Source organism: Bradyrhizobium nitroreducens (assembly GCF_002776695.1).
In the GTDB taxonomy this organism is placed as follows: Bacteria; Pseudomonadota; Alphaproteobacteria; order Rhizobiales; family Xanthobacteraceae; genus Bradyrhizobium; species Bradyrhizobium nitroreducens.
The window spans coordinates 3,849,862-3,863,731 of record NZ_LFJC01000003.1; the positions used below are offsets into that span (position 1 = coordinate 3,849,862).

Annotated in this window: 4 protein-coding genes; all 4 read left to right on the forward strand. The window is 58.3% G+C overall.

The window, feature by feature from the left end:
- Positions 1–196 precede the first annotated feature (196 nt).
- A complete protein-coding gene (locus TSA1_RS18665; RefSeq protein ID WP_100177632.1) occupies positions 197–775 on the forward strand; it encodes a hypothetical protein in 579 nt (192 codons plus the stop codon).
- Positions 776–1,238: 463 nt separating this feature from the next.
- Positions 1,239–2,627: a cytochrome P450 gene (locus TSA1_RS18670; RefSeq protein WP_100177633.1), complete on the forward strand. Its 1,389-nt coding sequence runs from the start codon at positions 1,239–1,241 to the stop codon at positions 2,625–2,627.
- Positions 2,628–2,858: 231 nt separating this feature from the next.
- Complete coding sequence (locus TSA1_RS18675; protein ID WP_161497244.1) at positions 2,859–12,677, forward strand: SDR family NAD(P)-dependent oxidoreductase; 9,819 nt, start codon at positions 2,859–2,861, stop codon at positions 12,675–12,677.
- 871 nt (positions 12,678–13,548) lie between these two features.
- On the forward strand, positions 13,549–13,870 hold a 322-nt coding region (locus tag TSA1_RS40275; RefSeq protein ID WP_210421898.1), incomplete at its 3' end, for a hotdog family protein.

The following is a 13,870-nucleotide window of genomic DNA, read 5'->3' on the forward strand; positions in this document are numbered from 1 at the left end:
GAAGAAAGTACGTGCTCGGCGCTTTGCAAAACTGCAGTGAGCGGACCGTATAAGAATTGTGGCTGAAGCTGCTCGATAGCACTATCCTCTGACATGGCATGTTGCTCCTTCTGTCGAGAAGCAGCGCATCTCTGCAAGATGCCGCCTTCGAATTTCCCGCCGTCAACGTTCGGCGATAGCCCCGAGAAAACACTCGATGACGTCCCATCCCGTTTCGCGCCGACGCTACGTAGAAGGTTTAAGTCCTGGGAGTGCGACCGCGGCGTGGGCCGAGGCCTGGCTGAAGGTCCTGATCGCGCAGGACGGATCGGCGACCTTGCTATGTGAGACAATTGCTCAGGGGCCAATACACCTGGACGTGGTGCATCAGGTCGTAACCAGCAATGTACCGCCCGAGGTCAGGGATCATCTGTCAGGCGTGGAGTTCATCGAAAGGCAGGTTTGTATGTCCTTTCGCCACGAGGTGATGATGGACAACCTCTCCTACATTGCGTTGGATGCGGTCGATCCGGAACTGCGCGGATATCTGGAAGCGGGAATTTCACCTATCGGTCATATCTTTGATCGCAGATGGACCCGCAAGAAGCCGGTCCCCGCTCTATCCTCCGTGCAGCGACGCTTGTGGCAACGTTCCGGCGCGCCCGATCCCTCTGCGGTCCGCAGCTACCTCCTTGAAATGCCGCATGGTGCCTGCATGCTCATTACCGAGACGTTCCGGGCCGGGATGCGCTTCGGACTGCCGGTGGCCAGCGAAAGCGCGGTCCGCGTCGATTAGAGACTTGGATCAGTTGTCAGCGAGGGCGCGCGCTCGGATATCCCAGGTTGGAATTCGAGCGCGGACGCAGGTCCGCGCCAGTTGCGGGTAACACCAGACGCGACATCAAGTTCGACGATCACTCTGCATGCTCGCTCTTCGGGAGGCGGCGATCGCCCGCGATTGCGAACGTTGTCGCAAGCTGGTGCGCGAACGCTGTCCTTGCGATCCCGTTGTGCGGAAGAGGACAGCGAGAGGTTGGGGCTAATCGATACGGGAAATGCAACGATCCCAACGCGCGAATGGTGTTTTCTCATCGCATGCGTCAAATCATCAACGTAGTTGACGACGCAGTATTCGTGTGTAGCGACCGTGGATTTGAGTGAATGAAGGTCGCGCAGAAGACGATGATGAGCGCTGTATCGCTCAGAGCGTTTTCTATCCATAATGCGCTTGAACGCACGAGCTACAGGAAGTGAAACAAATGAGTGCTGCTGACGTACTTCAGCCCGACATTGCGTATCCTCCCGGTCCGCCTTCTCGTCTATTCGGGATTCCGCTGAAGAACGAGTGGGCGCGCAATCCAGTAGATTTCATTCAACGTCTCCAGGCGGATTATGGCGATGTTACGCATATGCGCATCGCCGGCGAACATCTGTACGGGATATTTCATCCGACGCTGATGCGAGAAGTTCTGGTCGATCACGCGCGCGACTTCACCCGAGTCGAACGCATTATCGATGTGATCGTTCGAATGCAGGGCAAGAGCCTTCTCACGACCGAGGGCGATCTGTGGAAGAGCCGGAGGCGAATGCTGCAACCGCTGTTCTCGCCCGCACGGATGGGAAACTATGCTCGGCTCATGGTCGCGGCCGCCAGCCGGCATCTTCAGGTCCTGATCTCCGATCAGCGGGAAGTCATCGATTTCGAGCATGTCATGACGATGCTCACGATGGACGTGATCATGCAGATGGAGTTCAGCAGGCCGGCCGGCGAGGATGCCGAGAAGGTGGAGCGAGCGATCCGCTACCTCTCGGAAGTCGACATCAAGCGGATGTTTTCCGTCCTCAGTCTGCCTGAATGGATGCCACATAAAGCCGAAGAGCGGCGGGGCCGGCGCGTCCTGAACGATTTGGTCTGGACGCAAATTCAGCATCGGCGGGCGGAGCTTTCGAAGGGAGCTGCGCCAAGGGAGGACTTTCTGGGCGCGCTCATGGCGTTGCGCGACGATGACGGGGCTGACGGCGGTCTGGGCGATGAGGAGATCCGGGATCAGTGTATGACGATGTTCCTGGGCGGTCATGACACGACGGCATCTGCACTCACGTGGTGGGGATTTGCCATGACATCAAATCCGGAGTGTGCGCAGCGCGCGGCCGCGGAGGTGGACGACGTTTTGGGCGGGAGACCGCCTGCCTACGAAGATATTCCAAAGCTGGAGTATCTGAACCGGACGCTGCAGGAAACGATGCGGCTGTATCCTCCTTTTGCGATCTTGATTTCGCGTCGGGCGATGCAGCCCATTTCAATCGGGCCATGGCAGATTCCGAAGGGCGCCGCAGTGATGTTGTCGCCCTGGGTCGTGCATCGGGATGCGCGCTGGTTTCCGGATCCAGAGACGTTCGATCCGGATCGCTTTACCGAGGAGAATAGCAGTCAGCGACCGAGAGGCGCATTCCTGCCGTTCGGTGCAGGCCCACGGGTTTGTATCGGGAATACCTTCGCGCTGACGCAGATGTCTCTGGTCTCGGCGATGGTGCTGCAGCGATATCGGTTTCACTCGGTTGCGACCGACAAGGCGGCCGATAACCCGACTTACAACTTTACTCTTCGCCCCGCCGCCGGCATGCGCTTGGAATTGTCCAAACGATGATGGCTGCGTCGCTGCGGAAACGGGCCCGGGGCCGGTTGACGGAGGCGATCGGGACCCGTGGCGCCCGGCCCGAACCGGATTTGATGTGGGGCGGCTACGTAGTGGTCTCGGAGGTGTGCGTCGGTTGCGCGAGCGTGGATCCAGATGCGCCCAGCGCAAGATCCGCTGCGTAACCACGCAGTAACAGGACACTGGCAGAGGCGAGACCCTGCCTGCTCAAAAGGAAACACCATGCATTTGTTGCAGCAGTCGCTGATCAACGCCATCGATCCGAATGAGCGTGAGGGCGGCATCTTCGAGTTTGCCGGGCGCAGCCATTTGGAGCCATCGAAATCGCTCAGCATCGCCGAGCTGGCAACTCAGGCCGGGCGAATCTCCGTCGCGCTGCAGAAGCGCCTGGTTCGACACACCCTTGTCTTGATCGTGATGCCGCACGGAATTGAATTCACCTCGACACTACTTGCGTGCTTCAGCGCCAACGTCGTGGCTATACCGCTAACCCTGCCGGGATGGTCAGTCGCATCTCCCGACCTCGATCGTGCTCGCGCGCTGCATCGGCAGGTAACCGAAGGGGGGCGTACGTGCTTCGTTATTGCCGATCGCGATACTCATGTTCGGCTCGGCGAAAGTGACGATATTGATGCCTGCTTGCTGATGACGGTCGACGAGCTTCTCGAGGAGCCGCCCGGCCCCGTGGAAGTGAGGCCGGCAGAAAACGACGACCCCGCGCTCATTTTGTTCACGTCCGGTTCGACAGGGCGGCCGAAAGGCATTCCGCTCACTTACGCGAACCTATGGCAGCAGGTCTGTGCGGGGCGAGCTCAGTGGGAAATAGTCCAAGGCAGCAGAGTCGTGACTTGGTTGTCGCCGACCCACAATTTCGGGCTGCACTTCGGCCTGCTGGTTCCGTTCTTCGCGGGCGCCAGCTGTAGTATTGTTCGAACGCAGGAGTTTTCAAAACGTCCTGTGGTTTGGTTTGAGGTGATGGCAAGGCATCGTGCAACGCACGTTGCGGCACCGAATTTTGCATTTGATTTTTGCTGTGATGTCGTAGTGCCTGGCGAGGTCCCGCAAGACGCCATGGCGAGCGTTACGCACTTCGTATGTGGTGGAGAACCTGTACGGAAGACCAGTGCCGATCGGTTCTTCAAGAAATTCGCAGCGGTCGGGGCGCGCCCGGAAACACTATGCTCGCACTACGGTCTATCTGAATGCGGGTCAGTGACCACGGGGAGCGCTCGCAACGGGGGGTTCGTCTCGCTCGACGCCGAGCCGTTCAAGAACTCCCGAGCGTCCTTCGTACAGTCCGGCGAAACGCCTGTTGTGGTCTCGAACTGCGGCCCGGTCACTGACGGGTGCGAGGTACGGATCGTCGACTGCGACGGCGGCGTGCCGTGCGGCGATGGCCAAATCGGCGAAGTCTGGCTGAGGTCGCAAGCCGTGACGAGCGGCTATCTGTTTTCCGACCCAGAGGCATCGGATGTGTTCGGGTGCTCGGTTGCGAATTCTGACGAGGCTGGTTTCTTTCGGACCGGGGATCTTGGGTTCTTGGTTGAAGGGAATCTCTACATTGCGGGGAGACGGAAGGAAGTCATCATCGTGCGCGGGAAGAATCATTTTCCTGCGGATATCGAGTCAACCATTGCCGCTGCGGTTGGCGCAATCCATCTGATCCCGGCGGTGTTCGGCGTCGAACGGGACGGCGTGGAACAGGTCATCTCGCTTTTGGGCCTCGAGAAGACCTTACCCGGCGGCGACTATCTGGCGCTCGCGACGCTTGTCCGCACCGCGGTGGCCGCGCAGCACGGATTGGCATTAGGTGAAATTGTCGTCGTGGAAAGGGAGGCCGTATTCGGCGCGCCGTCTTCCAAGCTCAAGCGTCAGCCGCTCAAAGAAGCATATATGTCAAAGACGCTCGCGGTTCTCTGGCGAAGCGACGATGAGGCGTTGAAGTCGTCCGCGGAGCGCGGCGCAGCGCGTAGCGGGGGCACCGTCACCTCGTTGCGTGAACGAGTGTTTGTTCCGGTTCTGGGCGAACGTGCGCGGATATTGGACGCAGACAGCGACCTGACCTCAATCGGCTTGGATTCCCTGCAATGCACGCGGCTTGCGGGGGAGCTGGAGCTGGTATTTGGAGTTCAGTTCGATCCGACATTGCTGTTCGAGTTGCGTACCCTGCGAGAGATCGCTGAGCACCTGGAAGATGGTGAGGCGAGGGCGGATTCATATCCCGCTGCGAGCGTCCGGCTTGGAGGCGGGGGAAGTGCAGCTTCTGCTCCTGCAAACGCGGAGCTTATTGCTGTCACCGGGATGCATTGTGACATGCCGGGTGCCGGCGAAGGAGTTGAGCCGTTCTGGGAGTTTTTGAAGAGCGGCGGTGATGCAATTGCGTCGATTGAGAAGGAGCGCCCGGATCTTTGGAAGGCAATGTGCTCCTATCCCGGTCTAGACGAGAGCGAGTTGCCGCGATGGGCGGGCTTGCTGAGCGATGTGGACGCTTTCGATGCGACCTTCTTCGGCGTCTCGCCGCGGGAGGCCGAATGCATGGATCCGCAGCAGCGCAAAGTATTGGAGTTTGTGTGGAAGCTGGCGGAAGTTTCGGGAGTGAACCCTTTATTCTGGAGCGGGAAGCGTATCGGTCTGTTTATTGGCGCCCATACGTCCGACTACTCCGAAATGCTTGCTGCGCGGCAAGATCTCATGGCGCAGTCCGGTGCGTATATCGATTCCGGATCGCATCTGACGATGATTCCGAACCGGGCTTCCAGATGGTTCAATCTGACCGGGCCAAGTGAGATTGTTAATACTGCCTGCTCGAGTTCTCTCGTTGCCGTACATCGCGCTGTGGAGTCTCTGCGGAGGGGGGAATGCAGTTCGGCGATCGTACTTGGCATCAATTTGATTCTTACACCCAGAGTCTTGCTGTCGAGCGCCCAGGCGGGAATGCTGTCCAAGACAGGGCGATGCCGGACATTGGACGCGCAAGCGGACGGCTTTGTTCGATCCGAGGGTATCGGCGGAGTCATTCTCAAGCCGCTGAGCGCAGCGGTCGCTGCAGGTGATTCCATTCATGGGCTGATTCGCGCCGTCGGAGTTAATCATGACGGCCGCTCGAATTCCCTGCGGGCACCGAACGGCGCTGCGCAGAAGCGATTGCTTGTTTCGACATATGAGGATGCTGGATTTGATCCGGGATCGGTTACGTACGTCGAGATGCATGGAACGGGAACCTCGCTCGGCGATCCCATCGAGGTCCGGGCCCTCGCGGAAGCATTTCAAGCGCTGGCTCCGGACGGAAAATCCGGACAATGCGGGCTGGGGTCGGTGAAATCGAATATCGGCCACACCGAGTCGGCTGCGGGTATCGCCGGTTTCATCAAGGTCATGCTGGCCTTTCGCCATCGCGTTCTTCCCAAGACACTGCATCTCGATTGCATTAATCCGCTTATTGATCTTCAGAACACTCCCTTCAGAGCTATTCGGGACAATGAGTCCTGGCATCCGTCCGACCGGACGCATGGCGATGCGTTGCCGCGCCGGGCGGGAGTGAGCTCGTTCGGCTTTGGCGGCGTGAACGCGCATGTGGTGCTGGAGGAGTATGTGGCGCCTGGACCGGCGTCGGAGCCGGTGCGTGCGCTGCCGGAGAGCCCGGCGGTTGTGGTGCTGTCGGCGCGGAACGAGGAGCGGCTGAAGGCGCAGGTGGAGCAGCTGCTGGCGTGGATGGGGCAGCGGGAGCTGACGGCCGCGGACCTGGCGGCGATGGCGTACACGCTGCAGGTGGGCCGCGATGCGATGGAGTTCCGCCTTGCGGTGATTGCCGGCACGGTGGCGGAGCTGCAGGGCAAGCTGCAAGGTTATCTGCAGGGCGCGCAGCACCAGGACGACGTGTACCGCGGCGAGGTCCGGCGCAACAAGGACGCGCTGGCGGTGTTTGCGGCGGACGAGGACCTGCAGGGAGCGATCCAGACGTGGCTTGCCAAGGGCAAGCACGCCAAGCTGGCGGACCTGTGGGTCAAGGGTCTGATGTTCGACTGGACCAGGCTGTACGGAGCCGCGCGGCCGGCGCGGCTGAGCCTGCCCACCTATCCCTTCGCCAAGGAAAGCTACTGGGTATCAGCGCCCCGACCGCGCCCAACCATCCCGATGCAGGAAGCCGATCAACACGTCCACCCACTCGTTCATCGCAATACCTCAAGCCTGGAACAGAGCCGCTTTACGACCGTGTTCACCGGCGAGGAGTTCTTCCTGAAAGACCATGTCGTGAAAGGCAGGCGATTGCTTCCGGCCGTCGCACAACTGGAGATGGCTCGCGTAGCTGTAGCGAAGGGCTGGGACCTACCGGAAGACGAAGCCCTCAACATTACTCTCAATGATGTTGTTTTCTCACGCCCCATCGCGATCCAGGAGATCGCATCCCCGCTGCACATCCGGTTGGAGCCACAGGAAGAGGGAGATCTCGTCTACAAGCTCTACACCGAAGGCGCTGACGGAACGGTCACCTATGGTCAAGGCCGCGCTACGCTATCAGCAGAATCGCTGGAAGAGACGCTGGATCTATCCGAACTGCAGCGCGAATGCATACGCCTGATCCCAGCCAACGATTACTACCAAGACTTCAGGAACCTTGGGCTGCAATATGGCGCCGCGCTTCAAGGTTTACGGCAAGTACAAATTGGGCAGCGTGCAGATGGGGACCGTTTCGTACTAGCGCAATGGGTGCTTCCCGAGTGCGTAGTTGGCACGCATGCACAATACTCGCTCCACCCAAGCATTGCGGACTCGGCGTTACAAGCCTGCGTGGCACTTATGTCCGACGCAGGGTCGGCAAAGGCTCTTGCCCTTCCATTTGCGGTAGAACGCGTTCAACTGCTGGGATCGTTGCCGGCCCAAGGATGGGCAGTACTCAGCTACAGCCTTGGCAGCGACAGTCGCGCCGGATTACGCAAAGTCGATCTGGTGATTACCGATGAGAATGGGCGCGCATGCGCTCGACTAGATGGTTTCAGCGCTCGTTTGGTGGACGAATCCGCCACAGTCGAGTCGTCCAACAAGGGCTCACTACCAGCGACCAGTCCGATCACGCTGATTCCCACGTGGGAGGTCGAGAATCCTCTTCCTGTAGAACCTTGGCCAGCAAATTCGGCGCACGTATTAGTCGTGGGCGGCAGTGCGGAACAACAAAGGTCGCTTCGTCAGCGCTATGCCCGGACCACCGCACTAAAGCTGAGTGCGGATGGCACAGCCGCTATCGACGTACTTCCTGGCGATCTCGACCATGTGGTTTGGATCCCGCAATCACCAGGCGGCCGGCGATTGGAAAATTCAGAGCTAGTCGGCGCCCAACGTCACAGCGTTCTGTTCGGGCTGTCCCTGATCAAAACTCTCCTTCAGCAAGGTTATGGTCATCGACCTCTTGGCTGGACCATCATCACCCAAAATGCAGTGCTGGTTTCGGCCGACGACGTACCATCGCCCGCGCACGCGAGTCTGCATGGGTTGATAGGATCCCTTGCCAAAGAGCATGTCAGCTGGAAGGTTCGATTGGCCGACATGCCGACAACGGACTGGCAGTTGGAGGATATCCTCCGACTTCCCCCGCAGCATCTGGGCAATGCCTACGCTTATCGACAAAAGCAATGGCATCAGCCACGGCTGTTGCCAGCAGCGTTGCCGAGGCTCGATGAATCGGTCTTCCGTAAGAACGGCGTCTACGTGATCGTGGGAGGAGCCGGCGGAATAGGCGAGGCGCTAAGTGAGTACCTGATTCAGAACTATCAGGCCCGAGTGGCTTGGGTCGGCCGCCGCCCTGCAAATGCGTGGATCGCCGCAAAACAAGTGCGCCTCGGCCAATTTGGCGAAGCTCCGCTTTACATCTGCGCCGACGCCGCTGACGTTGCGATGCTTGAAGTCGCCCGAGATCAGATTCGCGAGCGGTATGGATCCATTCATGGAGTCGTTCACTCGGCACTCGTTCTAAATGACGGTTCGATCGAGCGCCTGGACGCGAATGATTTCGAGGCGGCACTGTCGGCGAAGGTCGATGTTGCTGTCAGTATGGCGCACGTATTCAAGAACGAGAGATTGGACTTCTTCCTGGTATTCTCCTCTCTGCAAAGTACGGCCAAGGCGCCTGGTCAGAGCAACTATGCGGCTGGGTGCACGTTCATCGATTCCTTTTCACACGAGCTTCGGAAATCAGGAGGCGTCCCCGTCAAGTTGGTGAACTGGGGTTACTGGGGCAGCGTCGGCGTGGTGGCAAACGAGCAGTATAGGCAGCGCTTGGCCAAATTCGGCATGGATTCGATCGAACCCAGCGAAGCCATGCAATTTCTCGAAAGATTCTTGGCGGCACCGGTCGCGCAAGCGGCATTCCTCAAGATCAACGACAGGCGTCTTGCGGAAACTCTGGGGGTGCTGTCCACGGAGAGGATTGCTGTAGCGCCGAGCGCCCCAGCGACGACCCCGACGTCCGACGTCAGCAAACTGGGTCTTCCATTGAGCGAAGCCGGCTTTCGACAAGCCGACGAACTCGAGCTCTTGCTGGGCGCTCTTCTGTGCAGCCAACTGCATGAATTGAATTGGCTGCGCGTAGATGTACCTCTTTGGCCCGCGCAACGAGCCGCAGGTCTTCCTGAGTATTTTACTCGATGGTTAGACCAGGGGCTGCGTATTCTGGGTTCCCAAGGGCTCGCCCGGCAACACGATGGCGGGTGGCTAGGGACAGCCATTCCTGATCGGCCTGCCCTCCTGAGGGCGTGGGCTGAATTGAAGGCGGACGCCCAGCACGATCATCGTCGAGCTCAAATATGTCTTCTCGACGCGACGCTCACAGCATTGCCGAGCATTCTGAACGGGAAGCAATCTGCCACGCAGTCAATGTTCCCGCAGGGTTCAATGGATCTGGTGGAGAACATCTATCGAGAGAACCATGTCGCGGACCATTTCAATGAAGTGTTGGTCGAGCGCCTCGAGCAATTTGTTCGTAGTCGAATTGCCGCAGATCCGAACACAAGACTGAAGATTGTCGAAATCGGCGCTGGAACAGGAGGCACGAGTTCGCTCGTTTTCAAGCGACTGTCGCCATTCGTGAATCACGTTGACGAATACTGCTATACTGACGTTTCGAAGGTGTTTCTCTTGGATGCCCAGGAGCGATTCGGGGCCGAAGCGCCGTACATGAAGGCGCGCCTGCTGAATATCGAGCATTCGCCCGTCGAGCAAGGATTCGCGCTAGGTGAGTTCGATGCGGTCATTGCGACTAACGTTCTTCACGCCACTCGCAGCATTCGTCAGGCCCTTCGCAATGCCAAGGCGTTGATGAAGGGGCATGGCGTTTTGTTGATCAACGAGCTTTCTTCCGGAAGCCTGTTTGCGCATCTGACCTTCGGATTGCTCGAGGGATGGTGGCTGCACTCCGACACGGAGTTGCGTGTCGAAGGGTCGCCGGCCATCGCCCCATCGAATTGGGAAGCGCTGCTTCGAGATGAAGGTTTTGAATCCATTACTTTCCCGGCTACGGCTGCTCATCGGCTCGGACAGCAAGTCATCGTGGCGACGAGCAACGGAGTTGTCAGAACGAGCGTCTCTGAAGCGAACGATGGGTCGGAAGGTGATGGTGAGAAATTGCGAAGAGATGGCGCTGAAGGTGCCGTCACGGTTCCCGCGAACCTGCCGCCATCAAGCCAGAATGCGAGCGAGCTGGCAGCTTCATATTTGACGACGCTGGTCTCGCAAATACTTAGAATACCCCCGAGCACCTTGAACCCAACTGACCCTTGGGTCGCGTTTGGCATAGATTCGATTCTCGGTTTGCGGGTGACTGATGTGCTGTCTCGCAAGTTCTCGAGCATAAATAGCACAACTTTGTTCGAGTACCCCAATCTAAGGGCGCTGGCGACGCATCTTGTCGAAACTCAGGCTGCAAGAGTCGCTGAGCTGGCCGGTCCGGAGAGAGGCCCTGATACAGGGGCCAGCGGCGAGGTCGATGTGCCGTTGCGGGGCAAGACGGAGGGGAGGCGGAGGTTGCCGTCTCCCACAAGCAAGCCAAAGGACCTTGGTGGTACTCAGATCGCAGTAATTGGAATGAGCGGTCGCTACCCACAGGCCTCGAATATTGACGCCTATTGGGAAAATCTTGCGGCGGGCATGAACTGCATCACCGAGATCCCCAATGCGCGCTGGGACTGGCAAGCGTACTACGATCCGGAGAAGTCGAGGTGCGCCCCAGGGAAGATGTATAGTAAATGGGGAGGCTTCATCGAGGATATCGACGCGTTTGATCCTCTGTTCTTCGGAATATCCCCGCGTGAGGCAGAGCGCATGTCGCCTCAGGAGCGGCTTTTCCTGCAAGAGGCATACGCGTGCATCAGCGATGCTGGCTATACGCCGGAATCGATCTGCGATAGCAGGCGTGTGGGGGTATTCGTTGGTGTGATGAACAGCAACTATGGAACGGCCCCATCATATTGGTCGGTCGCTAATCGGGTTTCGTATGTGTTTGGCTTTGGTGGCCCGAGCATAGCAATCGATACAGCCTGTTCCTCTTCCTTAACGGCAATCCACATGGCTCTCGATAGCTTATACAGCGGTGCGAGCGACTGCGCGCTCGTCGGTGGGGTGAACCTGATCATCGAGCCGGATCAGTACATAAATCTATCCGAGCTGAGTATGCTCAGTAGTGGCAATGAGTGCCGAGCATTTGGTGCCAACGCTGATGGATTCGTGGACGCGGAAGCCGTGGGAGCGGTTTTGCTCAAGCCCCTCGCCAGTGCGATTGAAGCTGGTGATCAGATTTATGGTGTCATATTGGGAAGTGCCATCAATCACGGGGGAAGAACAAACGGCTACACCGTTCCTAATCCTGGGGCCCAGAGGGAACTGATCTCGCAAGCTCTCAGGCGGTCTGGAGTTCATGCCAGAACGATCAGCTACGTTGAGGCCCACGGTACCGGTACATCGCTGGGAGATCCGATCGAGGTTGCTGGGCTGTCTCGCGCCTTCTCGGAGCACACTGAGGACAAGCGGTATTGCGCGCTCGGATCAGTCAAGAGCAATATCGGGCATACTGAAAGCGCTGCAGGGGTCGCCGGCCTGACCAAGGTTCTGTTGCAGATGAAGCATGGCAAATTGGTCAGGAGCCTGAATAGCGCGTCTCCTAATCCAAATATCGATTTTCATGAAACTCCCTTCTTGGTTCAACAAGAGACGGCAATTTGGGAGCGTCCGGTCGTTTCGATCGATGGCGCTACGAAGCAGTATCCTCGCATTGCCGGAATTTCCTCCTTCGGCGCTGGGGGCGCAAACGCGCACGTCATCGTCAAGGAGCACGTAGACAATTCGGCGCGAGGCCGTATCCCGAACGATGCCAATTGTCCGGTAGTTATTTTGCTGTCTGGAAAGAATGACGAACGGCTAACGGCACAGGCGAAGCAACTGCTGCAGTTCACTAAGTCCAATGCCAACCTAAGTCTCGTGAATATGGCGTACACACTTCAAGTTGGGCGTGAAGCCATGGATGCGAGAATTGCGTTCACAGCCGCTAGCGTTGGGGATTTGCTTGATAAGCTCGAGCAATTTTTGAGCGGACAGAAGGTTATCGCGCAATGCTTCCGTGGGAACGTTAAACGTACCCGGGAGCCGAAATCCGCATTACCAGGGGACGGGCAAGAGAGTGCGATAGAGGCTTGGTTGACCGGAAGGGAGCTTTCGAAGCTCGCAGAGGCCTGGGTTAGGGGGCTCGTGATCGACTGGAGTCGGCTTTATGGCAAGGTTAAGCCGCGACGTGTGAGTCTGCCGACTTACCCCTTCCTGAAGGAACGCTATTGGCTTGAAGCTGGAAAGAGATCTGTGGAGCCGAGCTTCGGCGGAGCAAAGTCGAAACATGTTGAGGAGTCGGCGATGTTTGATCGCCTGCTGAAGCAGCTGGAGGATGGAGACATAACGGTAGAGACTGCGGTAAGGGAGACGAAGCTGGGAGCCGGTTTAGAAAGAGGGCGCGCGACCGAACAGTTGTCGCACGCAAGTGGCTTCAGGCGTCCTTTGCGAGGTTAAACGTACTGAGCGGATTGTGGACGATGTAGATTGTCTGCAGGAGTCTCGGCTTGGTCTGACGATTTGATTTCGGAGTGTTGTGGAGCCGGCGTGCGCGGAGCTCATCGTGCTGCCAAGCACCGTGCGTTGAGGGCGCACATACGAGATTGGGGTAAAGGCCGATATGTTCCGCAAACGACCAAGCAGTGTGCATGCTCGAGGCGTTGAGATGGTGGAGTCCTTTGCGCCGCATGCCATTTGACGCAGAGTGTTGGCTGGACAGCACTCTGACTGCCGGACGCGGTCCGTTGCCTTGTCAGGGTTCGCTAGAATTCATTGACGAAATTGTATGTGGTCGCCTGATGTCCTCTGCGCCGTCCGAGTCACCGCGGATGCGCTCGATGGATCGCGTTTTGTTGCGACGAAGACGTTGATTTTTCAGCGTAGGGAACGGCCGCAAGAACGGCGTTCTCCATCGAGATGCCGGTGAGAACGAAGTGCGCGATAGCTTTTCATCTGGCCTTCTGCAGAAAGATTTTCGAGCAAAAAAAACTTCGTGTGCAGGAACGATTCCTTTGTAGAATAACCTGAGGTTGAGCCATCATCCTGTTGGTGATGGCGACCAAGGAAATGTGTGTGTGATGGGGATCGCGGTTCCGAGACTCTCGAACGAGCTGTGGCGAACAATGCTGCGATTCATCCGCGCGACTGTGGCGACTGGGCCGTGATGGGTTCGGGAAGGGTCGACACAGAGCGCCGAGCGCAACTGGATCGAAGGGCAGGCTTCGCCAGCTTCTCCAGCTATTGAGCGAGCATTTCATGGCGGTCGGAGTTTTCCGGGGCGTAGTCGGGTCTGACTCGCGTCCGAATTTACGAGACAAGGGCGACTGAGATGACAGAGTTTCTGAAGTACATCTTCTCCGAGGTAGAGCAGAAGCGGCTGTCCCGGAACGATGCCACGAAGATACTTCGAGAGTTCTGGTCCGCGACAAATGCCAGGAATACCGCCTATCTGCATCCGTTGGTGCACCGGAACACGTCGGACCTGAGCGAGCAGCGGTTCAGCTCGATGTTCAGCGGGAAGGAGTACTTCCTGTCGGATCACCAGGTGCGGGGCCAGCTTGTCTTGCCCGGCGTGGTGCACCTGGAGTTGGCGCGCGAGGCGGTGCAGCGCGCCAGCGGGGCACCTCACCAGATGCAGGTGCGGTTGGAGA